We start from the raw sequence: 26,024 nt of genomic DNA, 5'->3' as shown, positions 1-26,024 counted from the left end.
ATTACATTATATCACTTATTAACATCTTCTTATAGGTCTAAAAATTATTGGAAAGTTTATTAATTTTGCACAAAAAAATCGCAAGTTTTTAGCTTACGATTTTTTTTAATTATTTTGTATTGTGTTAAGGAATTTTTTTCGTTTCTTTGTGCTATTTTCCGAGTAAAACTCCCACACAGGGGATAATCCTCTCAGAAACTCTTTTCGAGTTTCTTCGCTTAGTTCTCTGGATTCGCTTGAAGCTCCGCTTCTTCGCTTATCTCAGAGATGAAAAATGCTTAGCATTTTCCACCCAATATGGTGGGACTATTCCCATTCTTCTTTTCCAAATGTACTATATATCCCAAACCGTCCAAAATACTAGATTCTATTTTTTAATGTACCACCAAATCCACCTAATTATAGGGCGTTTTCAAATTTTTAGTCCCGTCCCAGTCCCAGTACCGTACAAAAACTAATAATATTTATGAAGGTAACATAGGATACGCATCACTTGCCAACTCTTTCTTATAACTTATTATTTATTCTTATTTATTAAATAAATAACACAAAGAAGGCTCTATTAAAATAAAATATTGCAGAAATTTCCCTCATTAATCAAAAGTCACCGGTAAAAATTCTGACATGAAAATTTTCTCAGTGACATTTTTGTTGCATTTTAAGTTATCTTTTATATTTTGTGTTGTAGCCTTCATTCTCTTTTGGTCTAAAGGCGTTAGGATAGGCTTGATCTGTTGCAACATCGAGAGATACTTTTTTAAGAAGTTTGTAGACATCGTAGGGATCTTTTATGGAAATAAATTTATCTGCGTCAGTCTTAAAGCTGTAAGATGAATTACCACCTTCGCCATTATACATTAGGATAATTGTGCCACGTCTCTTGATGTTTTCCATAAAATTTACATCTACTTTCAAGTTTGTAAGCTCTCTGTGCTCATAATTATTTACATCTCTTCCAAAAATCCCCTGGCTGATGTAAACTCTCTTGTCTGTAATTGCATATTCTATAGTCCCATAATTGAAAACCCTGTAAATCGGCATTAAAATTGCAAACCATACAGGAAAAAGATGAATTATAAAGAAAATTATAAAAAATCCATGCATAAAGCTAAATTCTCTAAAAAAATTAGAAATAAAAAAGAAGTCAAAAATCCCCCAAATTAATGCAATTAAATAAATGCTTGGATTGCCTACAATATAAAGAAAGGCATTGGGCTTTCCTCGCCACAATATATTTTCATTGTCGTCAATAATTTTTTCAATCATAATTTCCTCCATTGCTTTCTCTTTATAAAGATAAAGCATTCTTACCTAATATTTTATCACAAATATACTTGTGATAAAATATTTGAATGGCTGAATCTCCTCTCATATCTGTAAATTTTTCTTTACATTTTTTTAATTAAAATTTTAAAGATCTATAAAATTTAGTAACATAATTTTTGCTAATACCAAGCAACTATATATTCATCTTTGTAATTATTAGTTTCAAGAAATTCTTCAAGTTTAAACATAGCTTTTTCTGCATATACATAACCACCATAATCTTTATCAGGATCACAAAGGGACAATTCTTCTTCAATATACGGCTCTTCACCATTTTCAATTTGCATATTATTTATGCTATCCCTCATATCATTAAGTTCTGATCCAAGTATTTTTCGATAGAAATCCTTTTGTGAGTTTTCTTTAAGAAAAACCTTACCTTCTTTTAATTCTGTCACGATTTTCCCTGGAAATTCAGTTTTCCCTTCCGGATAATATTGATAAACAACTTCCTCATTTGAAAATGAAATCTTCTTTAAAATAACCATTGCATACCTCTTTTTATATTATAATCAAAACTACCAGCTGAGCTGGTAGTTTTGATTTGCCCATTTATATATTGATTATGAAATGATCTTAATACTTTATTATTTGTTCATTAGTTCGGACATAAAAATACCCCCATAATATAGCAAAGTATTCAATAGAAAAATTATGAAGTTATAATATTAAATTTTATTAAGGTTTATATAGCAAGACTTATTTTCCAATGAATCAATTGCCAGAGCGATCTCGTTTAGCATGGCTATAAGCAGAGATTTATCATTTACTGACAATTGACTACCGATACTTTTATCTGACATATCTATGCCGACAACGCCATAGACTGCACTATTTTTTCTAATGGCAAAATATAAGCCATTAGCATTAGTTAGAGTATTTGTGCCTGCACCAGCACTATCATTATTTAAAAATACCCATTTTGCTACAGTTTTCTCGGAGTCTTGCAAATATATTTCTTTCATATTTGCGACGTTTTTTGGGTTATAAATTATTGGCGACAAAAGCGAGCTTTTGAAAACAGGATAAAATATTATTACCTTGTTTAGGAGCTTATGTAGTTGATAGCAGGTTTCATACATTACTTCATCATAGTTTTTGCTTAGCTGCAATCTCTGGCTTGTTTTAAGCAGAACCTCTAAGCTGTGTGACTGCTGAGTTGTTAGTATATTTTCCTTTTTTAGTCTATTTTGCATTAGGCTAATGAAAAAAGAAACTATGATCATTATTATAAATATCATCAGATACTCTTTTGAGTAAATCCTCAAAGAATAATAGGGTGGTATAAATATAAAATCTATAATAAATATATTTAGCAAGAGAGCAAGCATATTGTATATAGGGTGTTTTGTTGTGTATCCAACTATGCAGGATGATAGAGTATAAAGCAAAACTATGTTAGTTGTATTAAAATCAAAAATAAATAAGGCATAAGATAGTACAGTTGTAGCTAACAGTATGAGCAAAGTTACTATCAGATCTTCTCTATCAAAATGCACAAATTCATCTAGCCTTATATTTTTTTTCTTATACTCACTGTTGGCATCAGGGATTATGAATATATCAAGATTTGGAGCATCCTTAGTAATCTCATCAATTATAGTTGTTTTATTCAAAAATGATATTTTCTTTGAGGATCTTCCCAAGACAAGCTTTGATACTCCACTAAGTTTTGCATATTGGCTAATTTGAAATGATATATCATCACCATAAGAAGAAACGATATTAGCTTTTAGATGTTTAGCCAAGTCTATATTTTTTTGTAAGTTATTTTTTTCTGTATTAGAAAAATTTTTGCTTTCAGATGTTTCTACATATAGGGCACTAAACTCTGCATGGAAAGAGTTAGCCATCCTATAAGCAGTTCTGATTACTTTTTGGTTAGTAGGTGATGGGCCAAGACACACTAGTATATGTTCTTTTAAAAATGGTTTATTTTTTTTGTCAGTATATAAATTTATTTTATCAGCATATCTTCTTAAAGCTATTTCCCTAAGCGAGATAAGATTATCTATAGTAAAAAAATTATCTAGGGCTTTTTTAGACTGGGAATAATTATATATTTTTCCTTGCTTTAATCTTTCAATTAATTGTTCTACTTCAATATCTATTATTTTTATATGGTCAGCATTATCAAAAACATAATCAGGTATACGTTCATTGACTTTTATATTAGTAATTGATTCTACTATATCATGAAGGCTCTCTAGGTGTTGGACATTTAATGTTGTGTATACATCAATGCCTGCTCTAAGTAATTCCTCTACATCTTGGTATCTTTTTTTATGTCTACTGCCTGGTGCATTGGTATGGGCAAGCTCATCTACTAATATGATGTCAGGTTTTCTATCTAGGACCTTATCTATATCCAGTTCATTAAAAATATGATCTTTATAGTTTATTTTTTTATAGTCTATTATATCTAGACCATTCATTAATGCTAGAGTATCTTTTCTATCATGAAGTTCTACATAACCAACAACCACATCTATGCCTTCTAGGTACTTTTCGTGGGCAACTTCTAGCATATTGTATGTCTTGCCGACACCTGCACAGTATCCGAAGAAGATTGTCAATTCACCTTTTTTTTCCATAAAATTATCCTTCTTTATTTATTTCTGATTTTATTTTACTATATATATTAAAAAAAAAGGCAAAATCAGTGAATTTTAATACAATTTTAATGTCTATGGTGTATATTTTAAAACTATTTTAAGGTAAAAGTTGGTATATTACACATATAGTTAGAGAATAGGAGGAGTGATTAATGTTAGACCTTATTATGATAGCTATAATTATCATTTCATTTTTAATATTAAAATTATTTGTCCATTGGATAGATAAAAAAATTACAAGTAATTAATTATTGTGGAGGTTTATATGTTACTATTATTAATTGTTATTTTAGGGGTTTTATGCTATTTGTTTTATGCACTGATTAACCCTGAGAAATTTTAAATATAGTTTTGGGAGATAAGTATGAAGGAAATTATGAATTTAACTAAATGTGATTTTAATAATTGTTTGAATGATTTTTGTTCCTTAATAAAATTAAAAATTGATTTGGGAAACCTTGACGAATGTTTAGAATTGGTAAAAGATAAAATGAAAGAATATCCACATAGTCCAGTTCCTCACAATTTGTTAGGTATTTTGATGGAAATAAGAGGAAACCATGAATTGGCTATGAAACACTTCAGGGCTGCTTGGGCATTAGACCCTTGCTATGAACCTGCTAGTAAAAATTTGGAAAATTTAGCAATATATGGCACAAATAAAAAAATATATATTTTCGTAAGAAAATTGTGTAAGTAGGAGAGATTATGTTACAAATATTATTAACATTACTAATATTCTTAGTCATTATATTTCCATGTGGAAATTACTTATATAAAATGACTAACAATAAAAAAACATTCGCTGATCCTCTATTTGATAAAGTGGATTCAGGAATTTTTAAAATTTTAAAGATTGAAAAAAGTGATATGGACTGGAAAGAATATGCATTGTCATTGATTCTTTTAAATGCGTGTTTGGTTCTACTTTCATATCTAGTTCTTAGAATTCAATCTATAGGGATATTTAATCCAAATAAAATAGGCTCTATGGAGGAAACTTTAGCTTTTAATACAATTATTTCTTTTATGACTAATACTAACTTGCAACACTATGCTGGTGAATCAGGCTTGTCATATTTTTCTCAAATGTTTGTGATTATTATGATGATGTTCACTTCAGCAGCTAGTGGATATGCAGCTTGCGTAGCAATGATAAGAGGAATACTTGGAGAGAAGATGGGAAACTTCTTTGTAGATTTTATAAAAATCATAACAAGATTTTTATTACCAGCATCTATTTTTGTTGGATTATTATTGGTGTCTCAAGGAGTTATCCAAAACTTTAATTCTAATATTTTAATTAAAACTATTGAGGGCAAAAACCAAGAACTTGGTGCTGGTCCTGTAGCTGCTTTGGAAGCAATTAAACATTTGGGTACTAATGGTGGAGGATTTTTCGGCGCCAACTCATCAACTCCTTTTGAAAACCCTAATATTATTTCAAATATTATAGAATTAATTTCTATGATGTTATTGCCAGGATCATGTGTTTTCATTTTTGGAAAGATGGCACATGATAAGTTTATTAAAAAATCAGCAAGTGAAAATGAACAAATTAAAGCTATGGCTAAGAAAGTTTGGCTGGGCAAAGAAGGCCAGTCAATATTTATTGCCATGTCCATATTATTTGTAATAGGCTTGGGTATTTGCTATCATAATGAGCTTAATGGTGTAAACGGGGCAAGTCTTTCTGGAATATCTCACAATATGGGAAATATAGAAGGAAAAGAGATGCGTTTTGGCATTGCCCAATCTTCATTATTTACAACAGTTACAACGTCATTTACTACTGGAACTGTTAACAATATGCATGATACACTTACACCTTTGGGTGGCCTAGTTCCTTTGCTTCACATGATGTTAAATGTTGTATTTGGTGGAGCAGGTGTAGGACTTATGAATATGTTAATCTATGCTATCTTAGCAGTATTTATATGCGGTCTTATGATTGGTAAGACACCGGAATATCTAGGTAAAAAAATTGAAGGTAATGAGATGAAACTTGCAGCTTTATCAATTATCATTCACCCACTTTTGATTCTAGGTTTTTCTGCACTAGCAGTTAGTATAAATCCTGGACTTGAGGGTATTACTAATCCAGGATTCCACGGACTAAGTCAAATACTATACGAATATTCTTCATCAGCAGCGAATAATGGCTCTGGTTTTGAAGGTTTGGCTGACAATACAATCTTTTGGAATATAACTTGTGGATTAGTAATGTTTTTTGGAAGATATTTAGCTATTATTATCCAGCTAGCAATAGCAGGAAATCTTTCTAAAAAAATAGATATCAATGAAACTGCTGGAACATTAAAAACTAATAACTTAACTTTTTCAATTATTTTAGTAATAATTGTTTATATATTTGCAGCACTAACATTTTTGCCAGTACTAGCTTTAGGACCAATAGCAGAATGGTTGGTACTATAGGAGGAAATATGGTTAATAAGAAAACAAAATTTGTAAGTAAAGATATAATGAAGACTTCTATTAAAGGGGCATTCTTAAAATTAAATCCTAAGTATATGATAAAAAACCCTGTAATGTTTGTAGTAGAAATTGGATTTATAATTTGTCTATTACTTGCTTTTTTCCCAAATTTGATAAATGATGGAAGCGACAATGCAAGTAAATACAATATGCTTGTTTCCATTATTTTGTTTATAACTTTACTATTTGCAAATTTCGCCGAATCCGTAGCTGAAGGTAGGGGAAAGGCACAAGCAGAGACATTGAAAAAAACAAAAAAGGATACTAAGGCTAGAAAAATTTTAGATGATGGAAAAGAAATTGAAATCTCTAGTAATGACCTAAAAAAAGGAGACGTAGTTTTAGTAAAAGTAGGCGAAATAATCCCTAATGACGGTGAAATAATTGAAGGTATAGCAAGTATTGATGAATCTGCAATCACTGGTGAATCCGCACCAGTAACTAAAGAAAGTGGAGGAGATTTTTCTTCAGTGACTGGAGGTACACTTGTTGTATCAGACTGGATTAAAGTTCGTATAAGCTCAGATCCTGGTGAATCATTTTTGGATAAGATGATATCTCTTGTTGAAGGAGCCTCTAGACAAAAAACACCAAATGAGATTGCTCTAAATACCTTGTTGGTTTCCTTAACTATTATATTTTTGATAGTTATCATAACTCTATATCCAATAGCTAACTATTCTAATGTAAAAATTTCAGTTTCTACATTGATAGCTTTAATGGTTTGCCTAATCCCTACTACAATTGGTGCATTACTTAGCGCAATCGGTATAGCTGGTATGGATAGGGTTACTAGATTCAATGTCATAGCAATGTCAGGCAAGGCTGTAGAAGCTTGTGGTGATGTTGATACAATGATTCTAGACAAAACAGGAACAATAACCTTTGGAAATAGGTTAGCTAGTGATTTTATAAATGTCGATGGAATCGACAAATCAGATTTAATAGAATATGCCATGATATCATCACTAAAAGATGACACCCCTGAAGGTAAATCTACAGTCGAACTTGCAAAAAAATTGGGTTCTAAAGTTAATCCAGCAGATTACGAAGATGCGTCTTTTGTAGAATTTACTGCAGCAAGCAAGATGAGTGGGATCGATTTAAAAAACGGTGTCATGATACGCAAGGGATCTGGGAAAGCGATAATAAAGTTTATTACTGAAAGAGGTGGAGATGTACCAAGCGACCTACAAGCAAAAGTAGAAAGTATTTCAAAATTAGGAGGTACTCCACTAGTCGTTTGTGTAGATAATGTAATTTATGGAATTATCTATTTGAAAGATACGGTTAAGCCAGGACTTAGACAAAGGTTTGAAAGACTTAGAAAAATAGGGATAAAGACCATAATGTGTACTGGAGATAACTCTCTTACTGCAGCTACAATTGCAGCAGAAGCTGGTGTTGACGGCTATATAGCAGAATGTAAACCTGAGGATAAGATAGAAGCCATAAAGAAAGAACAAGCCCTAGGTAAAATTGTAGCCATGACAGGAGATGGAACCAACGATGCTCCAGCCTTGGCTCAAGCTGATGTTGGTATTGCTATGAACAGTGGTACAAGTTCAGCAAAAGAAGCAGCAAACATGGTTGATTTGGATTCAGATCCAACCAAAATATTGGAAGTTATAGAGATTGGTAAACAGCTACTTATAACAAGAGGTTCTTTGACAACATTTTCTATTGCTAATGATATTGCCAAATATTTTGCTATAATTCCAGCTATATTTACTCTTGCTATACCTCAAATGAAAGTATTGAACATTATGGGATTGAATAGTCCATCAAGTGCTATTATTTCAGCACTAATATTTAATGCAATTATTATTCCTTGTCTAATTCCTTTGGCAATGAAGGGTGTTAAATATGAACCGATGTCAGCTTCAAAAATGTTAGGAAAGAATATGTTGATTTACGGACTTGGTGGTGTAATTTGTCCTTTTATTGGTATAAAACTAATAGATATATTAATTTTTCCTTTACTTGGAATGTTAGGAATTTAAGGAGTTTAAGGAGTTATAATGAGAACTATTAAAAAATATAAACAAGTTTTTTTTGTTACAATATTTGCATTTATAGTCTGTGGTATTATATATCCACTTTTAATGACGGTACTTGCACAAATTATCTTTCCAAAACAAGCTAATGGAAGTTTAATAAAGATGGGAGATGAAGTAGTTGGCTCAGAATTAATAGGTCAAGATTTTACTGATCCAAAATTATTTCATGGCAGACCATCAGCTGTTAACTACAATGTCTATGAAGATGGAGACAAGTATGATGGATTAGCTTCTGGTAGTAAAAACTTAGCAGTAAGTAACCCTAACCTAAAGAAAAGAATTAACGAAGATATAGATAAGTTTATTAAAGAAAATCCTACTGTATCAAAAGAAGATATCCCTGAAGACATCATAAGCCAATCAGGCTCAGGTCTCGATCCACACATTTCTGTCAAAGCAGCTCAATTACAAGTTGATAGAGTAGCAAAAAATACAAATATCTCCAAAGAAAACTTAGAACAACTGATAAAACAAAATACTAGTGAAAAAGCTTTGGGAATCTTTGGCGAACAAACTGTAAATGTATTGAAACTAAACATAGACTTAGTAAGTGAAATGAAAAAATAATGTTGTAATATAAGGCCTCAGGTAATCATAACTTGAGGCCTAGAATGATTTGACCAATATTTTGCTATAAAGAAGGTAAGTATATATGAATGAAAATATAAAAATATTAATTGTAGAAGATGACAGAGCTGTGAGAAACTTGATATCAACAACATTGCAGATAAATGATTATGAATATGACCTAGCGATTGATGGTAAAAATGCTCTACAGCTAATGACTTCAAATAAATATGACATAGTTTTTATTGACTTGGGTTTGCCTGACATTGATGGAATAGAAATAATAAAAAAATTCAGAGATTTTTCGACTACTCCAATTATAGTAATTAGCGCTAGGACCAATGATGAAGATAAAATAGAAGCCTTGGACGCAGGGGCAGATGATTTTTTGACCAAGCCATTTAATGTTGATGAACTTCTTGCAAGAGTTAGGTCAACCTTAAGAAGAATAAACTATGCTGAAAATAATAGTGTTGAAGACAAAATTTCATTTGAAAATGGAGATATAAGAATAGATTATCCTTCGAGAAGCGTATTTATTAAAGGTGAAGAAATACATTTAATGCCAATAGAATATAGTTTATTATGTTTATTAGCAGAAAATGTTGGCAAGGTTCTCACACATCAATACATCCTAAAAAACATTTGGGTCAATTACCTAGCATCTGATCTCTCTTCTTTGAGAGTGTATATGACCTCTCTTAGAAAAAAGATAGAAAAATTAACTGACGATAAGTATATCCAAACTCATGTTGGAGTTGGCTACAAGATGATTAGAATCAATAAATCGGGGGAAGATTAAATAAATGGATTTAATTGATAGAGATTTGATATTAGTATGTATATCTGAATCCCAATCTAATAGTCAGGTAATAAAAGAAGCCAATGAGATAGCTCAAAATGAAAAAGCTAAACTAATTGCTCTATATGTATCTGATAGAGATAAGTTTCAGGAAAAAAAGGACAATGACTACCTACAAGACAATTTAAGTCTAGCGGAAAACATGGGGGCCATGGTTGAGATTATATATGATGACGATATAGCAAGCCAAATAGTAAACTTTGCAAAACTATATAAAGTAAAAAAAATTGTAATAGGAAAAAACCGAAATGATTTTAAGCTATTATCTTTAAATACCAGCATATATGATCAAGTGGTAAAAAAATCTGACAGAATAGATATTTACGCTGTTCCAATAAATGATAAGGTCAAAATTTATGGATTTAAAGAAAACAAAAATATATCAAAAGATTTGTTAATTGCTTTTATAATACTAGCAATCAGCACTCTAATAGGTTATATATTTTATGATTTTGGCTACAGTGATGCAAATATAATAATGATCTATATACTAGGTGTATTTTTTATTGCCCTTGTAACTTATGATGAATTAGTGAGTTTTATTTCATCTGTAATATGCGTATTAGCCTTTAATTATTGTTTTACTAAGCCAACTTTAAGTTTATCAGTATCTAATCCTGAATATATTATTACTTTTTTAGTCTTATTAATAGTATCATTTTTGACAAGTAAGCTAGCAAGCCAGATAAGAAAAAATGCAAAGAACTCATCAAATATGACATATATAACAAAGCTTTTGTTAGAAACAAATCAACTTTTACAGACTAAAATATCCAAACACGAAATCATAAAAACAGGCTGTAATCAATTATCAAACCTACTAAATAGAAATATAGTTTATTACGATATAGTAGATGGGGAAATTCAGGATCCGCTAATTTTCAAGGATGATTTTAGGGATGCTGATAAAGAATTTCTCAAAGAATTAGAAATAGTAAAGTGGGTATTTGCCAAAAACAAAAGTGCAGGTGCTGGCACAGAATATTTGCCAGATGCCAAGTACTTATATTATGCAATCAGATTTAATACAAGTGTGTATGGGGTTATAGGTATACATTTGGGTAAAGATAGGCTAGATTCCGTAGAAAATAAAATTTTACTAGCAATCCTTGGAGATATGTCTTTGGCTTTAGAGAAAGAAAAAATTTTAAAAGATAAAAACGAAGCCAATTTGAGAATAAAAGATGAGCAATTGAAAACAAATCTTTTAAGATCAATCTCCCATGACTTAAGAACGCCCCTAACAACTATTTATGGAAATTCTGATATACTACTTAATAATTCGGAAAACTTAACAGAAACAATGAAATTAGGGCTATATAGAGATATTTATGATGATTCACAGTGGCTACTGAATCTTATAGAAAATTTACTTTCAGTAACTAGAGTTGAAGAAGGTAAAAGCAAACTAAAAATAGAGCCACAAATGGTTGAAGAAGTCATAGAAGAGGCCCTAAAGCATGTAAGCAGAGATAAAAAAAATCACAATATAACTGTTGATATAGATGATGACTACCTAATGGCTGATATGGATGTGAGGTTAATAATACAAGTCATCATAAACCTTGTAGATAATGCTATAAAATATACTTTTGAAGGGTCAAGTATCAATATAAGAGCCTACCAAGATGCAAACAAAGTCATAATCCAAGTGGCAGATAATGGAAAAGGAATTGAAGATACCGATAAGAAAAGAATATTCCAAAAATTCTATTCGGCTAATAACAAAATCATCGATAGCAAGAGGAGTATAGGTCTAGGCTTATATCTTTGTAGGATTATAGTTAAGGCCCATGGTGGCGAAATAAGTGTAACGGATAATATACCAAGTGGATCTGTATTTACTATAGATTTGAAAGCTAGCCAATAAACGATAAACTATGTTTTATACTTTGTACAAATATAAAAGAATTATAATATGATACAATTAAAAAGAGCTACCAAATTAAATAAGGTGACCCGGGTCTGTAAACAATTTTGTGTATCAACCTTAATCCTGATAAAAAGGTTTATAATAAATCGTGTTGGTAGAAGTAGATGAAACTTCTGTCAGCACGATTTTTTTGTAAAAAAAGAAGACATATTTAATCATTTACCCTATAATTAAATCAGCTACAAATTAAAAAGGAGATTAAATATGTCTAACAATTATTTTATTACAAATTTACTGAATATCAAAGATAAGAACCTTAATTTTTCTAATGGAATATATCACAAAGTTATTAAAGGTGTAACATATACAATTTTAACAGCTAAATTAGAATATTCTGAACAAGTTTGTTCTAATTGTGGCTCTAACCATAATCTAATTAAGTACGGATTTAAATCATCTATTGTAAGGTGCTCTAGGGCAGGTGAACATCCTGTTTTAATTGATTTGAAGAAGCAGAAGATGTACTGCAAGGATTGCAATAAGTATTTTTTACTTGAGTCTAAGATAGTTGATAAACATTGTAATATTTCTAATCAAGTAAAAAAACACATATTTGCTGATTTAACTAAGAAGATTTCAATTAAAGATATTGCCAGAGATAACAGCATTTCCACTACTAGTGTTGCTAGATTTTTAGCTAGATTTGATAATTATTTTAATGTAGATTTTAGAACACTTCCTAAACATCTATGTTTTGATGAGTTTAAATCAACCAAAGATGCTAAAGGTGCTATGAGTTTTATTTATTGTGATGCTGATAATCATAAGATAGTTGATATTGTTGAGAATAGACAACTGCCTTTTCTAAAAAGATATTTTTCTTCTTTTCCTAAATCTGTTAGAAATCAAGTTGAGACTATTTGTATTGATATGCATAGTCCCTATATTTCTTTAATTAAGGAGTTATTTGTAAATGCTAAGATTATTATTGATAGACTCCATATTGTTGGTCTTTTTTCTAGATCTTTTAATCAGATTAGAGTTGATACTATGAAGACTTTTTCTACTTATTCTTCAGATTACAAGAAGCTTAAGAAATATTGGAAGCTATTTCTAAAACCTTATAGGTTGCTTAGTTCGACAGTCCTTTCTAAGAAAATACATTTCTCTGGTAGGTATATTTCTCAGTTAGATGTTGTTAATGAAAGTATTTCAATTGATAAAGTTTTAGAAGACTCTTATACCTGCTATCAGATTATTAGGCAAGATATTGAAAATCGAGATTTTGAGTCTTTTAAAAAGCATTTGATTTATTTTAGGGATAGGGTTGGTTTTAGGATGCAGGTATCTATTGATACTTGCCTTGAATATATTGATTATCTTAAGAATTCATTTAATTTTGAGTACTCTAATGGTGCTATTGAGGATATAAACAATTATATTAAGGTTTTAAAGAGAGTGGCGTTTGGTTACAGGAATTTTGCGAATTTTAGAACTAGAATACTTATTTCAAGGAATTTATTTGCTAGTTAAAAATCGGAGATAGAAATTTCTATCCCCGATAAAGAATGTAGTTGATTTTTAATTACCAACACGATTTGACAAAGAGCCATTTTTTGTCCAAATGTAAACCACTTGGAATAATTATTCAATTTATTCTTTTTTACAAATGTTCCCAGTTTAATCCCAGTTACAGTTTTTTATCTTCTGCAACCGTTGATTTTACAAAGCTTTTAATTTTTTTGCCGTCCTCTCAGAAACTTTCAGTTTCTTCGCTTAGTTTTTCGGACTCAGCTATACTTCGTCTCGAAAATGACCGATGCAAAAGCATCGGTCACCCAGTACGGTGGGACTATTCCCATTCAGCGAATCAGAAAATCTAACGCTCCTATTCGTCGCGTCGGCTTTTCTTCCCTGCAGAAGGGTTTCCATCCATTTATACTGCGGTGCTTCGCACCTTGATAAATGGTGGAAAACGTAAAAAATATTGCTCGCAATATTTTTTACTCCCATTCTTCTTTTCCAAACGTCCAATATATCCCAAACTATTCAAAATACTAGATCCTATTTTTTAGAGTATCACTAAATCCATCTAATTATAGGACGTTTTCAAATTTTTAGTCCCGTCCCAGTCCCAGTACCGGAGAAAAAAGCCTATAATAATTTTACTTAGAAAGTTTTTTAATATCTAATTGGTTTAATTTCTCTAAAGGTATAAGTTGTGTCTTCGCAAAATTTCTAAGTTAAATCATTCTGTCTTTTTGCTCTAATTTTTTTAATTAAATTTTAATTATAGCTTTCCATATTTGCAAGAACTAGTAATTCATTAAGACTTACATAATCTCTCATTTTTTCTTTTAAGTCAGGATTTTCTTATTCTATATCGCAATCATACATTGCTTCTACTAATGTTATAACTAATAATACATAGCCTCCCAGAGCCTTAATATACTTGTAAACCCAACTGTTTCAGATAATTAAAAACTATTACTTCAAGCGGACTATTAATTTTTCTCTCTAAGAATATGCCATAAAATTTTATCTTCGAAGCCACAACTTTCATACAATTTATCTGGTTTAGTTTTATTATCTACTCTTCCTGAAACTGTGACAAAGCTTGCCTTCTTCATGAGTCTTCGAAGTAGTTCGTAAACAATAGCTTTTCCTAATCCTTGTCCTCTATATTGTTCAGATACTTGAATCCAATCTAAATATCCTTCTTTGATTTTATTATCAAATTCAGCAATACCTGTAGCTGCTATAACATCGTGTTTCTTATCATATAAGCAGATCCATAGTTCTTCATCATAAACTGGCTTCTCTTTATAAGATTCCAGTTCACTAACTGTTAATCCCTCTTCCTCATAGCATGAATTTATATGATTTACAAAGTCAGCAGTGCTAGCTTTAGCAAATATAAAGTCATCAGAAATAAACTGTTTGCCTACATAATTTAAATAATGTACTAACTTAAAATAGACTTCATCAGTGTATGTTTCCAATAAGCCAGGGTTAAATTCGTTTTCATTTAGGACTTTAATATTAGCAGGAGTTTTAAAGTTACATGCCTTCCAAAATGATAAAGCAGAGGCAACCGTTGGATTCTCTAAATATTCTTTTTTATCCATTTTAACACCTCAATAATATATTATAAAACAATATCAATTTATTATGCTTCTACTTACAATTTCGACATTCAAACCGACATTTTTTATTGTCTATTTGGTCAATTACTTCTTGATTAAAAGGTATAGTGCATCTAATGTAATTATTTTCAATTTCAAAAACATCTTTCCCATATTTTTCTACAATGGTTGGAATCCCATGTCCAGTGTGTTCAGTTAGTCCCATATTTAGAAATATCCTCATCAATGTTGCGTTTCTAGGCTTACTTATTCCATCAAAAAATTGCTCTTTTGTAATTCCATTAGGAAGTCCACCATGTGATAATATATCAAGCCTATCATTAAACATTGAAATCTGTGGCTCAGTGATTGTCCAATCGTTATGAACTAAAGCATTTAGAATCGCCTCATTTACACAGTCAAAATCAAATAAATAGGTGTCTTTTCTTGGTCTTACTGTAGTATCAGAAATACATATATTTTCAGCCTGCAATCTGTTTTTTATTTTACCATAAGTCGTTAATATACATCCATAACCATAATCGCTTCTTTCAGATATAGAAGCTTTATTATGTCCTTGGAATTTCACAAAAATAAATGGAATGTTATTTTTATCTGATAATAGTTCTGTCAATAAATTATATTCTCCGGCTTCATTCCTTAAATTTAAATTCGTTTCAAAAGGTATATATTTCGGCAGTGAATCTATATTAAGAATTCGCAATATGCTTGAACAGTGGCAGGAAATGAAAGAAAAATGCGAGAATAACGAAATCACAAAAAAAGCATTGGAAGATTGGAAGGTAAATTATCCCGACAGTCTAAAAAAAGATTATGTTCCTTTTGAAGAAAGTAATCTCAAACGCTTTCATAACTCGATGTTAGTCAAAGTTCCACCGGAAATAAAATAGGCACAGAAAAAGCACATCACTGAAAGATTCTATGATCTTAAAGTCATGTGCTTTCACTATATAATTTTTTGAATGAGCCAGACAAATTGCGATTAGTATTTTATCGCCATTCTTGGCGAAGAATCCTCATCATAATAAAGTCACTGTACTCGTTGTTATAGTAGTATCCTTGCTCTTGAATACCTTCTTGCTTAAATCCGATTTTTCTATAGAAATTCAATGCATTGGTATTCATCCCTACCACACCAATTGCCACTCGGTTCATTTCATAGTGATCAAAAGCAAGGTTCAGCATAAGTCTAATAGCTTCTGTTCCATATCCTCTCTGTTGCATTTTAGGGTCAGGGATGATAATCGAAAGATCAGTACAGTTCCAGGTAGGCCACATTCGTAACAATCCCGTTTCACCTATTATATTCCCCTCTAAATCTGTAATCGTATACCATACTGAGTCTTTCTGTTTATGACCAATTGTAATCCTCTCTTTCTCAGCTTCTTCATCAGTAAGTTTTGTAAAGCCACATTGGAACATGACTAATGGCTGATTGTACCAGTAGGTAAAGAATTTCACATCTTCGATTTTTTGCTCACGCAATATAATATTGTTACCCTTAATTTCATTAATCATATTATTTCATATACCTCCAAATACTTCATTACACACATAGCTTCTAATTTACCTATCCCGATAGACAGGGATTTACCTCTACAAACGATATATCATCAGTCCATCGATAATACCACACTTTTGAAATCCATATTTTTCAGCTATCCGAATACTACTTTTTTGTTCAGGTACACATTCAATCACTACCTGTTTACCTGAGTTTCTAGCTTTTGTCATCATACCTGATGTCAAGCATGATGCAATCCCTAACCCCCAAAAGGAAGGTTCTAAAACCTATCCAATCTCTACACTCTCTGAATCATAATCATGATAAATCACATATCCGATGAAGTCGTTATCTTTTTCAACTGCGTATATCAATGGTGTCTCAGAAAGACCGGATCGAAATAGGAATTGCTCGACCTGCTCTTTTGTGTAGGGTGCTTCGAGATATTGCATTGCTTTCGAATTCGACAAAAGTTTGTAAAGCAGTTCCAAATCGCTGACTGTCATTTTTCTAATTCTTATATTCATTCGTACTCCACAACTTCTAATCTACCATTCTCTATTTTCCACAAAAGCCTCCCACCAAAACGATGGAAGGCTTTCTAAAATTTTTTACCTACCTTATTGCCCTTCAGTCAATAAGTATCGATCGTAAAACTCGCTTAATTCAACAACTCCCTTTTGAATCTATTTTTTCTCACTTTTTGTATCAAAACAGTATCATTTAGAGAAATTCGCTATATCAAAATCGCTAAAACCTTGTGTTTTCAACGGTTTTATAACAGTAACATATTTGCTTCCGTTCTATCAAATTTCGCTGGAAAATTTGATGAGATTTGAAGTGGCGAATTTTTTGACGACGCAGGTGTGCTTAGTGCACATCGAGGAGGCAAATAAATTCAAGCCGCTTCAAAGGTCGCAAATTTAACGCGAAATTTTTATTCCCATTCAATAGTTCCAGGTGGTTTGCTTGTTATGTCGTAGACTACTCTGCCTACTCCTCTTACTTCGTTTATCATTCTGCTTGATAGGGTTTGTAGGAGTTCGTATGGGAGGTTTGCTGCTTCTACTGTCATTGCGTCTGTGGATTCTACTGCTCTTATGGCTATGACGTTGTCGTAGCTTCTTGCATCTCCTTTTACTCCAACTGTTTTGATTGGGGTCCGTACTGTGAAATATTGCCAAATGTCTTCGTTTAGTCCGAAGTTTTTGATTTCATCTCTTAATATCTTGTCTGTTTCTCTTACGATTTTTAGTTTTTCTTCTGTGATATCGCCCATTACTCTTATGGCTAATCCTGGTCCTGGGAATGGTTGGCGCCATACCATATCATGTGACACTCCGATTGCTTCGCCTAGGGCTCTTACTTCATCTTTGAAAAGACTTCTTAGTGGTTCTACCAGTCCTTCAAATAGCATATTTTCTGGAAGTCCTCCAACATTGTGGTGGCTTTTTATTACGCTTGCCTTATCTTTGCCGGATTCGATTACATCTGGGTAAATTGTTCCTTGGACAAGATATTTTGCCTTGCCAAATTCTTTGGCTTCTCTTTCAAAGACTTCTACAAAGTGGTTGCCTATGATTTTTCTTTTTGTTTCTGGATCTTCTACACCTTTTAGTAGGTCCAAAAATTCTTTGCTTGCGTCGACTTTTTTGACGTTTAGGCCAAGGTTTTTGTAGGTTTCCATTACTTCGTCTGCTTCGTCTTTACGCAAAAGTCCATGGTCTACAAATATGCATTGGAGATTGTCCCCTATGGCTTTTGATACTATGGTTGCTGCTACTGTTGAATCTACTCCACCAGATAAACCACATATCATTTTTTCATTTTTGTATTTTTCTTTTATTTCTTCTATGATTTGTGTTGCAAAGTCTTCCATTTTCCAGCTTTGTTCTGCTTTACAAATGTCTATTACGAAATTTTTAAGCATGGTTTTGCCATATTCTGAGTGGACTACTTCTGGGTGAAATTGCACTGCATATATGGATTTTTCTGTATTTTCCATGCCTGCAACTGGACAGTTTAAAGTCCATGCGGTTTTTTTAAATCCGTCTGCAATTTTACTGATTCTATCTTTGTGGTTCATCCATATTGTTGATTCTTGTGGCACATCTTTAAATAGGGCAGATTTATTGTCAACTAACAAAGGAGTTTTACCATATTCTGCATTTGTTGGAGTTTCTATTTTACCCTTAAATTCATGGTTGATATATTGTAGACCATAGCAAATTCCAAGTATTGGAACATTTAAATCAAATAATTTTTCATCTGCTTTTAGACTGTTTTTATCATTTACTGATTGAGGACCGCCTGTTAAAATTATTCCTGCTAATCCTTCTAAGTTTAGACTATTGATTTCTACATCGCATGGGTGAAGTTCTGCATAAACTCCAAGCTCGCGGACTCTTCTTACTATTAGCTGGTCGTATTGACCGCCAAAGTTTAGAACGATAATTTTATTTAAGCTCATTTGTTCTCCATTTTTTATTCTTCCCCAAATTGGGTTTTGTAGTAGGCTTCTATTTCTGTTGCTGTTTGCTCAATTGTATTGTTACTTACATCTATTACCATGCAATCTAAATCTCTGTAGACTTCTCTAGCATAGGCAAGTTCAGCTTTGATTCTGGAATCTTCATAATATACTGAATTTCCGATCAAACCAAGCTCTTTGGTTCTAACTTCTCTTATTCCTGCAAGTTTTTCCGGATCTATTATTAGTCCGATAATCCTTCTTGGATCTACTTCAAATAATTCTTGAGGTAGCCTTGCTTCTGGAACTAGAGGGAGGTTACTAACTTTGAAATTTTTGGTTGCTAAGATCATAGTTGTTGGAGTTTTACTTGTTCTACTTACTCCAAGTAAGACTATGTCGCTTTTTAAAAATCCCCTAGGATCCTTGCCGTCATCGTATTGGATGGCAAATTCTATTGCTTCTATCATGTTGAAATAGTCTTTTGATAAGGCTCTTGTAAGCCCTACTTGTCTAAGGGCTTTTTGTCCTGTGACTTTTTCAAAAGTTTCTATTCCATATTCCAAGATGTCAATAACTTCTATGCCTGTTTTTTGAGCCTTTTCTATTAGATAGTTTGCAAGATTTAAATCTGCAATTGTTTGGACTATAATTGAATATTCGGGGATTTGTTTTAAAACTTCATCAATTTCTTCTTTGTTAATGATATCAGGTCTTCTAATAACTTTATATTGAAGTTTTGGAAATTGTGTTGTTATTGACTTTAAATAAGTGTTTGCAGTTTCCCCTGTTGAATCGCTAATTATTACTATTGAAAGACAATCTTGCATACCATCTCTCCTATCTAACTATTTCTTTTATATCAAATACTCTTTTGATTCTTTTTGCCAAAGTATTTAATAGAGCTAGTCTTGTTGATTTTAGTTCTTGATTTTCAACATTTATCATTGTATTGTCCAAATATTTGTTGCCAATTTCAGAAGTCTTGCCAATAAGTTTTAGTTCATTTTTGTAATCTTCCATATAATTTAGAGGATTTTCTGGTAAATTTATCACTTCTTGGTAAAATTCTCTTTCCAAGTCTGTTTCTAATAAATCTTCATTTATTTGTTCATCTAAAGAATCTTTTGTCAAATTAATTATTCTAGTAAAGTATGACAAGCTTTCTTCATCTTCTTTTATGAATTGATCAAGAGCTATAACTTTTTGATAAATATTCAAAATATTTGTTTCATCGCCATTTATAACAGAATTTACAATATCATATCTATATCCATTATCAATAAGCATATTTTTTAGTCTTTCTTTGATAAAGTCTATGATTTTGTTCATTGTCGCATCATAATCAAATGGCAAAGCATTTTCTTCTGTGTAGACAATTAAAGAATCATTTATCAAATCTTTTAGATCGACATCTATATTATTTGTCAAAATTATATTTATAAGTCCCAAGGCTTGACGTCTTAGACCAAATGGATCTTGGCTACCTGTTACATATTTTTCTATAATATAAAGACCAACTATTGTATCAATCTTATCAGCAATTGATAGAACAATTCCAATAATAGATTTCGGCAAAGCTCCGTTTGATGAAGTTGGCATATATTGCTCTTCAATTGCAGTTGCTACCCTATCTTCTTCCTTGGAATTTTGGGCATAAATTTTTCCCATTGTTCCTTGAAGTTCGGTAAATTCTATTACCATTTTGGAAACCAAATCTGTCTTTGATAGGTAAGCTGCTCTTTTTAAGGATTCTTTAATATCTTCACCAAGATTAAGTTCTGATACAAATTTATCGCAAAGATCAACCAATCTTTGAGTTTTTTGATACATGGTTCCAAGGCCTTCAAAGAATGTTAGAGTTTTAAGATCTTCTACATAAGCTTCTAGAGGCTTTTTGTTATCTTGTTCATAGAAAAATTTTGCATCTTCTAATCTTGCTACCAAAACTTTTTTGTTGCCGTCAACAACATTTTCGCTATGGTTGTCATCGCCATTTCTAACCACTATAAAATAAGGCATAAGTTTGCCATTCTCATCCAAAATCGGAAAATATCTTTGATGATCTTTCATAGGAGTTGTTATTACTTCTTTTGGCAAAGATAGGTATTTTTGGTCAATGTCACCGATTAGAACTGTTGGATATTCAACGATATTAATAATCTCATCCAAAAGCTCGTCATCTTTCATATATTCTCCGCCTTTTTCCATATCGTGTTTGTTTAGGCCACGGAGAATTATATCGCGTCTTTCTTTATAAGATAAAATTACATAATTTTCTCTTAAAAGTTTTTCATACTTTTCAATTTTATCGACTACTATATGATCGCTTCCTAAAGACCTGTGACCTTTTGTGATGTTTGAAACTCTAATGCCTTCAGCATCAAATTTTAAAATTTCATCGTCTAATAAGGATAGGAAATATCTTATTGGTCTTGCCCATCTGATGGATTTGCCACCCCAACGCATGGATCTTGGGAAGGATATAGATTTTACAAGTTCATAAACATTATCTCTTAAAACATCAGCAACTGATTTACTTTCTTCTTTGCTTTCTACAAAAACATAGTCTGAACCGTTGAAATCTTTTATGATTACATCTGCTACTTCTTTATTTTGACCCTTTAAGAATCCTTGCAAAGCTCTACTTGGATTGCCATTTTCATCAAAAGCTATGGCCTTGCTTGGACCTTTAACGCTAATAATTTCATCATTTGTTGATGAATTGATATTTTCGATAAATATAGCAAATCTACGAGGTGTTGATTCTACATTAACACTATCATAAGTAAGTTTATTGTCAGCCAAAAGTTTCTCAAATTTTTCTTTTAGCTGGACTTTTGTTTTATAAACATAGGATGAAGGAATTTCTTCTACGCCTATTTCTAATAAATATCTACTCATTTTTATCCTTTCTTAGAAGTGGAAATCCCAACTCTTCTCTTTTTTCTATATATTTTTCAGCTACTCTGCTTGAAACATCTCTAACTCTTTTGATATAGTGGCTTCTTTCAGAAACTGAAATTGCTCCTTTGGCATCAAGTGTGTTAAAGGTGTGGCTTGTTTTTAAAACGTTGTCGTATGCTGGATAAATCAAATCCAAATCTATAAGTCTATTAGCTTCTTTTTCGTAAATTTCAAATAAATGCATCAAAACATCATTATCTGCATCTTCAAATGAATATTTAGAATTTTCATATTCTGCTAACTTAAATACATCACCGTAGGTTAAATCTTTTGACCATTTGATATCATAAACATTATCTACATCTTGAAGGTACATACAAATTCTTTCAAGACCAATGGTTATTTCTCCACTTTCAATATCACAATTTATACCACCAACTTGTTGGAAATATGTAAATTGTGTAATTTCCATACCATCAAGCCAAACTTCCCAGCCAAGTCCCCAGGCACCTAAAGTTGGAGATTCCCAGTTGTCTTCGACAAAACGAATGTCGTGTTCCTTTGGATTAATTCCAATAGTTTCCAAGCAATCTAGATATAAATCTTGGATATTATCTGGAGATGGCTTTAGCAAAACTTGTAATTGATGATGTTGGTAAAGTCTGTTTGGGTTTTCTCCGTAACGACCATCTGCAGGTCGTCTTGAAGGTTCAACATAAACAACTTTCCAAGGTTCAGGACCAAGAGCTCTAAGAAATGTTCGAGGATTCATAGTTCCTGCACCCTTTTCAACATCGTAAGGGTACATTATTGAACAACCTGCCTCTTTCCAGAATTGTTCGAGTTTTTGTATTAGATCTTCTAAGTACATCATATTAATTCCTTTCGTTAGAATTTTTATACACCCAATCTATTGATGAAAATCGAGAAATTTCAAGCTTATCGAGTATATAATCTATAATTATGATAACAATTTTATTATAGTTTGTTGGTTTATTAATTTTATATAGGTCGGATGAAGCCGTATATAAAAGTTTTTTTAGGTAGATAAATTCTTCCTTACTAAGAAAAATTATATCATATATATCGTATTTATCATCAGTACAAATTAGTGATGATTGGCTTTGTGAAAAATAAATGTCAGTATCCTTAATTTTTTTGCCACAAAGGCCACAAGTTGATAAGTTTGGTTTAAAGCCTGAAAAAGATATGTATTTTAGCAAAAAAGCTAGAAATATATTGATTTGGTTTTCATCTGCTTCTTCAAAGGCTTGAAATGTATTATCCAAAAGTTTATAGACAAGATCTACTTGACTATGGTCAATTGTTCTAAGTAATAAGTCACATATGGCTGATTTATAAAGAATTAGGTCAAAATTTTTATTCGATTTGCTATAAGCATTTACTAAAGAAATCTCCTTAGCTCCATAAAATTCTTTGCCCGATTTGTATAAATTAAGATTTACTTTGGCAAATCTTTGACTTATGCTGGTCGACTTAGTTTTTTTCTTAAAAGCTCCTTTTACTATTATTGAAATTTTGCCCTCTTCTTTGGTAAAAACTTCTAAGATTTTACTGGTTTCCTTATAATCAAATTCTCTTAGAATAAAGCCAGTTAGATCTGACAAATCATTTGTAGCCAAATCTATCCACCAATTTTTCTTTTTTACGCCAATCTTTTTCAACTTTCACCCAAAGTTTGAGATTTACTTTGGAAGATAAAAAAGTTTCAATTTCTTTTCGAGCTTCAGTACCTATTTTTTTGACCATGGATCCTGCTTTTCCAATTACTATTTCTTTGTGAGAATTTCTTTCTACTATAATTGTTGCATTAATATCGATTAGTTTTTTATTTTCTCTTTTTTTGAAATCATCTATACGAACAGCAATTCCATGAGGAACTTCCTCGGATAGATTGTTTAAGGCTTTTTCTCTTATTATCTCTGAAACTATAAAACGTTCGGATTTGTCAGTTATCATATCCCTGTCATAATAAGCTGGCCCTTCATCAAGCATTTCTTTTATCGTTTCTATGTAAGAATCCACATTAGAATCGTTTAGGGCAGAAATTCCTATAATTTTATCAAAGATAGCAAGATTTTCATAATTATTTTTGATTTGCTCAATTTCTTCATCTTCCAATAAGTCGATTTTATTAATTAGCAAAATCTTTGGAAGATTGATTGTTTCCAGCATTTCAATAATTTGACTATCTAATTTTCCAATTTCTAAAGAATTATCGACTACAAATGTTATGATATCAGCTTCTTTGATGCTTTCTTCGCTAAATTGAAATAGTTTTTCTTGTAGCTTATTTTTGGGATTTTGGATCCCCGGCGTATCTATAAAAATAATTTGACTTTCGCTGTCGTTGTATATTATTTGTATTTTATCTCTTGTTGTTTGAGCTTTATTGGAAATTATGGAGATCTTTTCCTTTAGAATTTTCTCCATCAAAGTTGATTTCCCAACATTTGCTCTGCCAACTACTGCTATAAATCCTGACTTCATTAATTTTCTAAATCCTTTTTTGAAAAACTATGTGGTAACAAATCTTCTATTGTGTAAATTTTATAATCATCTGTGGAATTTGCTATTACAATTTTTGTGTCAGTATCGGCAAATTCTCTAATAAATTGCCTACAAACTCCGCACGGAAAAGTATCTTTGCTATCTCCATTAATTATTATGTAAGAAAATTCTCTTTCACCGTTACTAATTGCCGAAGCTAAAGCAGACCTTTCCGCACAAATTGTAGGTGAATAGGCTGCATTTTCAATATTTACACCCTTAAAAATTTTCCCGCTTTTTGTTTTTACAAGAGCAGATACCCTAAAATTTGAATAAGGTGAATATGAATTTTTTTTATTTTCGATAGTTTCTTCTATCAATTTTTCTATTTCTTTCATGAAAATATCCCAAATATGGCCATTGCCATGGAAATACCAAGGATAGCCCCTCTTATTATTTCTGGCATTGAATGGATGTTTGCTTCATATCTACTTTCTGCAACTATTAAAGCTAGACTTGTAAACAATAACCTAAGCAAAGGATTATCTGTAAGGAAAATTCCAATTGTCCCAATGCCAAAAGCAAGAGAAGTGTGGCCACTTACAAATCCTCCCTTAAAGGCTGTCCCATGACCTTTGTAAAAAACTCCCTTTAGGAAAATTGTTACAACTATTACAAGTGAAAGGGTGATCAATGCCAAATGCGATGGTCTTCTTGTAATTCTAAGTAAAACCGAATTGTAAAAGTCTATAAATTTATCAAAAAATATCAAATAAGCTACAAAAAGTGCATTTAAGGCTGCTATAAAAGTTGATGCTGCCGCCAAATCTTTTGAAGCTTTGGCAAAGGAAGAATATTTCCCGCCACTGGCTAAATTTACAGCTTGCTCTATTGAGGTATTAAGTAGCTCAAAAGCTAAAACAAAGCAAACTGCAAATACTAAGCTTATCATTTCTATTCTTGATAGGTTGAAAAATAAAGATGCAACAAGAAGAATTGCCAAAGCCAAAAGATGAAATTTCATATTTTTTTCGTGATTTATTGCCCAAACCAAGCCCTCATAGGCATAATCAAAACCCTTGAGAAATTTTTGCCCATGGCTAAGTTCTTCTTTTTCAAAATGTCTCTTATTTAAAATTTCATCTTTCTTTTTTTTATCTAAATTTTCTTTTCTTATTTCTTCTAAAACTTCATCTTTTATTTCTTCTTTTAGGATATCTCTTTCTGATTTATCACTCATTTAAAGACTCCTAACTTTCTCATAACTTCTTTTTCCTTGCCACGCATTATTTTCTTATCATCTTCATCTATATGGTCATAGCCTAGAAGATGTAGCATAGAATGGCAAGTTAAATACATAATTTCCCTATCAAGGCTGTGGTCGTATTCTTTGGCTTGATCTTTTGCTATATCCATGCAAATTACAATATCACCAAGCATAGAATCGACTCCTTCTATCAAAAACTCTTCATTCATAGGAAAAGATAGGACATCAGTTGGCCTATCTACTTTCCTATATTCTCTATTTAATTTATGAATCTCATCCTTATCCACAAAAGTAATAGATACTTCATAAGCCATAGAAAGTCCATCGTTATCAAGAACTGCCTTTACTACATCATAAAGTTTGTCATTCATATCTATATTTTCATTTGTATTGTTGGTAATCAAAAGATTCATTGCTTTT

At 31.5% G+C, this 26,024-nt stretch carries 24 protein-coding genes and 2 pseudogenes; 9 read left to right on the top strand and 17 right to left on the bottom strand.

Translation table 11 applies throughout. From position 1 onward, the window contains the following. Positions 1–663: 663 nt before the first annotated feature. The 3 genes from CS884_RS10000 to CS884_RS09990 form a co-directional block, all read right to left on the bottom strand. Positions 664–1,266 (bottom strand): PH domain-containing protein, encoded by a 603-nt coding sequence (locus tag CS884_RS10000; RefSeq protein WP_099321670.1) that lies wholly within the window; start codon positions 1,264–1,266, stop codon positions 664–666. A 179-nt stretch (positions 1,267–1,445) separates the two neighbouring features. Further along, a complete protein-coding gene (locus tag CS884_RS09995) occupies positions 1,446–1,814 on the bottom strand; it encodes a hypothetical protein (protein ID WP_099321669.1) in 369 nt (122 codons plus the stop codon). Between the two features lie 180 nt (positions 1,815–1,994). After that, positions 1,995–3,920, bottom strand: a complete 1,926-nt coding sequence (locus CS884_RS09990; RefSeq protein ID WP_099321668.1) for a DUF4118 domain-containing protein — start codon at positions 3,918–3,920, stop codon at positions 1,995–1,997. Between the two features lie 286 nt (positions 3,921–4,206). Between CS884_RS09990 and kdpF the strand changes: the two genes are divergently transcribed. The 8 genes from kdpF (at position 4,207) to CS884_RS09950 (ending at position 13,332) form a co-directional block, all read left to right on the top strand. After that, positions 4,207–4,284 carry a K(+)-transporting ATPase subunit F gene (gene kdpF, locus CS884_RS10920; protein ID WP_099321785.1) on the top strand — a complete coding sequence of 26 codons (78 nt, stop codon included), beginning with the start codon at positions 4,207–4,209 and terminating at the stop codon, positions 4,282–4,284. Positions 4,285–4,305: 21 nt separating this feature from the next. Next, positions 4,306–4,641, top strand: coding sequence for a hypothetical protein (locus CS884_RS09980; protein ID WP_099321667.1), 336 nt, complete (start codon positions 4,306–4,308; stop codon positions 4,639–4,641). An 8-nt stretch (positions 4,642–4,649) separates the two neighbouring features. Next, a complete protein-coding gene (locus CS884_RS09975) occupies positions 4,650–6,377 on the top strand; it encodes a potassium-transporting ATPase subunit KdpA (protein ID WP_099321666.1) in 1,728 nt (575 codons plus the stop codon). Positions 6,378–6,385: 8 nt separating this feature from the next. Beyond that, positions 6,386–8,440, top strand: coding sequence for a potassium-transporting ATPase subunit KdpB (kdpB, locus tag CS884_RS09970; protein ID WP_099321665.1), 2,055 nt, complete (start codon positions 6,386–6,388; stop codon positions 8,438–8,440). Between the two features lie 18 nt (positions 8,441–8,458). Continuing rightward, positions 8,459–9,064, top strand: a complete 606-nt coding sequence (kdpC, locus tag CS884_RS09965) for a potassium-transporting ATPase subunit KdpC (RefSeq protein ID WP_099321664.1) — start codon at positions 8,459–8,461, stop codon at positions 9,062–9,064. Positions 9,065–9,149: 85 nt separating this feature from the next. Continuing rightward, complete coding sequence (locus CS884_RS09960; protein WP_099321663.1) at positions 9,150–9,866, top strand: response regulator transcription factor; 717 nt, start codon at positions 9,150–9,152, stop codon at positions 9,864–9,866. Between the two features lie 4 nt (positions 9,867–9,870). Then, on the top strand, positions 9,871–11,796 hold the full coding sequence (locus tag CS884_RS09955) for a DUF4118 domain-containing protein (RefSeq protein ID WP_099321662.1): 1,926 nt from the start codon (positions 9,871–9,873) through the stop codon (positions 11,794–11,796). Between the two features lie 267 nt (positions 11,797–12,063). Then, complete coding sequence (locus tag CS884_RS09950) at positions 12,064–13,332, top strand: ISL3 family transposase (protein ID WP_099321661.1); 1,269 nt, start codon at positions 12,064–12,066, stop codon at positions 13,330–13,332. Positions 13,333–13,964: 632 nt separating this feature from the next. Here the strand turns inward: CS884_RS09950 and CS884_RS10865 are convergent. The 3 genes and pseudogenes from CS884_RS10865 to CS884_RS10860 form a co-directional block, all read right to left on the bottom strand. After that, positions 13,965–14,172 (bottom strand): annotated as a pseudogene (locus CS884_RS10865) (KilA-N domain-containing protein); the annotation flags it as partial. Between the two features lie 131 nt (positions 14,173–14,303). Then, positions 14,304–14,927, bottom strand: a complete 624-nt coding sequence (locus CS884_RS09940) for a GNAT family N-acetyltransferase (RefSeq protein ID WP_099321660.1) — start codon at positions 14,925–14,927, stop codon at positions 14,304–14,306. 49 nt (positions 14,928–14,976) lie between these two features. Further along, on the bottom strand, positions 14,977–15,558 hold the full coding sequence (locus CS884_RS10860; RefSeq protein WP_257875783.1) for an ATP-binding protein: 582 nt from the start codon (positions 15,556–15,558) through the stop codon (positions 14,977–14,979). A 91-nt stretch (positions 15,559–15,649) separates the two neighbouring features. Between CS884_RS10860 and CS884_RS09930 the strand changes: the two genes are divergently transcribed. Beyond that, a complete protein-coding gene (locus tag CS884_RS09930; protein ID WP_099321659.1) occupies positions 15,650–15,835 on the top strand; it encodes a carbamoyl-phosphate synthase large subunit in 186 nt (61 codons plus the stop codon). 100 nt (positions 15,836–15,935) lie between these two features. Here CS884_RS09930 and CS884_RS09925 read toward each other — a convergent pair whose 3' ends face one another. From CS884_RS09925 to ybeY, 11 genes and pseudogenes are all read right to left on the bottom strand, one after another. Then, positions 15,936–16,463, bottom strand: a complete 528-nt coding sequence (locus CS884_RS09925; RefSeq protein ID WP_099321658.1) for a GNAT family N-acetyltransferase — start codon at positions 16,461–16,463, stop codon at positions 15,936–15,938. 78 nt (positions 16,464–16,541) lie between these two features. Further along, a pseudogene (locus CS884_RS10915) lies at positions 16,542–16,976 on the bottom strand (GNAT family N-acetyltransferase). Between the two features lie 410 nt (positions 16,977–17,386). Continuing rightward, positions 17,387–18,919: a glutamine-hydrolyzing GMP synthase gene (guaA, locus tag CS884_RS09915; protein WP_099321657.1), complete on the bottom strand. Its 1,533-nt coding sequence runs from the start codon at positions 18,917–18,919 to the stop codon at positions 17,387–17,389. A gap of 14 nt (positions 18,920–18,933) precedes the next feature. After that, complete coding sequence (locus tag CS884_RS09910; RefSeq protein WP_099321656.1) at positions 18,934–19,749, bottom strand: pyruvate, water dikinase regulatory protein; 816 nt, start codon at positions 19,747–19,749, stop codon at positions 18,934–18,936. 10 nt (positions 19,750–19,759) lie between these two features. After that, complete coding sequence (glyS, locus tag CS884_RS09905; RefSeq protein ID WP_099321655.1) at positions 19,760–21,823, bottom strand: glycine--tRNA ligase subunit beta; 2,064 nt, start codon at positions 21,821–21,823, stop codon at positions 19,760–19,762. Then, positions 21,816–22,697: a glycine--tRNA ligase subunit alpha gene (glyQ, locus tag CS884_RS09900; RefSeq protein WP_099321784.1), complete on the bottom strand. Its 882-nt coding sequence runs from the start codon at positions 22,695–22,697 to the stop codon at positions 21,816–21,818. Before glyQ ends, glyS begins: the two co-directional genes overlap by 8 nt. Before the next feature lie 4 nt (positions 22,698–22,701). Then, entirely contained in the window at positions 22,702–23,511 is an 810-nt protein-coding gene (gene recO / locus CS884_RS09895) for a DNA repair protein RecO (RefSeq protein WP_308216805.1), read from the bottom strand. Continuing rightward, the gene (gene era, locus CS884_RS09890; protein WP_099321654.1) at positions 23,456–24,337 is read right to left on the bottom strand and encodes a GTPase Era; all 882 of its coding nucleotides are present in this window, start codon (positions 24,335–24,337) and stop codon (positions 23,456–23,458) included. The genes recO and era overlap by 56 nt, the downstream gene beginning before the upstream one ends. Further along, the gene (gene cdd, locus CS884_RS09885; RefSeq protein ID WP_099321653.1) at positions 24,337–24,735 is read right to left on the bottom strand and encodes a cytidine deaminase; all 399 of its coding nucleotides are present in this window, start codon (positions 24,733–24,735) and stop codon (positions 24,337–24,339) included. Before cdd ends, era begins: the two co-directional genes overlap by 1 nt. Next, positions 24,732–25,577 carry a diacylglycerol kinase gene (locus CS884_RS09880; protein ID WP_099321652.1) on the bottom strand — a complete coding sequence of 282 codons (846 nt, stop codon included), beginning with the start codon at positions 25,575–25,577 and terminating at the stop codon, positions 24,732–24,734. The genes cdd and CS884_RS09880 overlap by 4 nt, the downstream gene beginning before the upstream one ends. After that, entirely contained in the window at positions 25,574–26,017 is a 444-nt protein-coding gene (gene ybeY / locus CS884_RS09875) for an rRNA maturation RNase YbeY (protein ID WP_099321651.1), read from the bottom strand. Before ybeY ends, CS884_RS09880 begins: the two co-directional genes overlap by 4 nt. Positions 26,018–26,024: the final 7 nt, after the last annotated feature.

This window comes from Anaerococcus sp. Marseille-P3625 (assembly GCF_900232825.1).
In the GTDB taxonomy this organism is placed as follows: Bacteria; Bacillota; Clostridia; order Tissierellales; family Peptoniphilaceae; genus Anaerococcus.
Note: the sequence above shows the minus strand (reverse complement) of the source record. Positions and strands in the feature narration are given on the sequence as shown.

Coding starts and splice junctions, on each gene's coding strand:
- CS884_RS10000 (WP_099321670.1), bottom strand. CDS start 1,266: ATGATTGAAAAAATTATTGACGACAATGAAAATATATTGTGGCGAGGA.
- CS884_RS09995 (WP_099321669.1), bottom strand. CDS start 1,814: ATGGTTATTTTAAAGAAGATTTCATTTTCAAATGAGGAAGTTGTTTAT.
- CS884_RS09990 (WP_099321668.1), bottom strand. CDS start 3,920: ATGGAAAAAAAAGGTGAATTGACAATCTTCTTCGGATACTGTGCAGGT.
- kdpF (WP_099321785.1), top strand. CDS start 4,207: ATGTTACTATTATTAATTGTTATTTTAGGGGTTTTATGCTATTTGTTT.
- CS884_RS09980 (WP_099321667.1), top strand. CDS start 4,306: ATGAAGGAAATTATGAATTTAACTAAATGTGATTTTAATAATTGTTTG.
- CS884_RS09975 (WP_099321666.1), top strand. CDS start 4,650: ATGTTACAAATATTATTAACATTACTAATATTCTTAGTCATTATATTT.
- kdpB (WP_099321665.1), top strand. CDS start 6,386: ATGGTTAATAAGAAAACAAAATTTGTAAGTAAAGATATAATGAAGACT.
- kdpC (WP_099321664.1), top strand. CDS start 8,459: ATGAGAACTATTAAAAAATATAAACAAGTTTTTTTTGTTACAATATTT.
- CS884_RS09960 (WP_099321663.1), top strand. CDS start 9,150: ATGAATGAAAATATAAAAATATTAATTGTAGAAGATGACAGAGCTGTG.
- CS884_RS09955 (WP_099321662.1), top strand. CDS start 9,871: ATGGATTTAATTGATAGAGATTTGATATTAGTATGTATATCTGAATCC.
- CS884_RS09950 (WP_099321661.1), top strand. CDS start 12,064: ATGTCTAACAATTATTTTATTACAAATTTACTGAATATCAAAGATAAG.
- CS884_RS09940 (WP_099321660.1), bottom strand. CDS start 14,927: ATGGATAAAAAAGAATATTTAGAGAATCCAACGGTTGCCTCTGCTTTA.
- CS884_RS09930 (WP_099321659.1), top strand. CDS start 15,650: ATGCTTGAACAGTGGCAGGAAATGAAAGAAAAATGCGAGAATAACGAA.
- CS884_RS09925 (WP_099321658.1), bottom strand. CDS start 16,463: ATGATTAATGAAATTAAGGGTAACAATATTATATTGCGTGAGCAAAAA.
- guaA (WP_099321657.1), bottom strand. CDS start 18,919: ATGAGCTTAAATAAAATTATCGTTCTAAACTTTGGCGGTCAATACGAC.
- CS884_RS09910 (WP_099321656.1), bottom strand. CDS start 19,749: ATGCAAGATTGTCTTTCAATAGTAATAATTAGCGATTCAACAGGGGAA.
- glyS (WP_099321655.1), bottom strand. CDS start 21,823: ATGAGTAGATATTTATTAGAAATAGGCGTAGAAGAAATTCCTTCATCC.
- glyQ (WP_099321784.1), bottom strand. CDS start 22,697: ATGTACTTAGAAGATCTAATACAAAAACTCGAACAATTCTGGAAAGAG.
- era (WP_099321654.1), bottom strand. CDS start 24,337: ATGAAGTCAGGATTTATAGCAGTAGTTGGCAGAGCAAATGTTGGGAAA.
- cdd (WP_099321653.1), bottom strand. CDS start 24,735: ATGAAAGAAATAGAAAAATTGATAGAAGAAACTATCGAAAATAAAAAA.
- CS884_RS09880 (WP_099321652.1), bottom strand. CDS start 25,577: ATGAGTGATAAATCAGAAAGAGATATCCTAAAAGAAGAAATAAAAGAT.
- ybeY (WP_099321651.1), bottom strand. CDS start 26,017: ATGAATCTTTTGATTACCAACAATACAAATGAAAATATAGATATGAAT.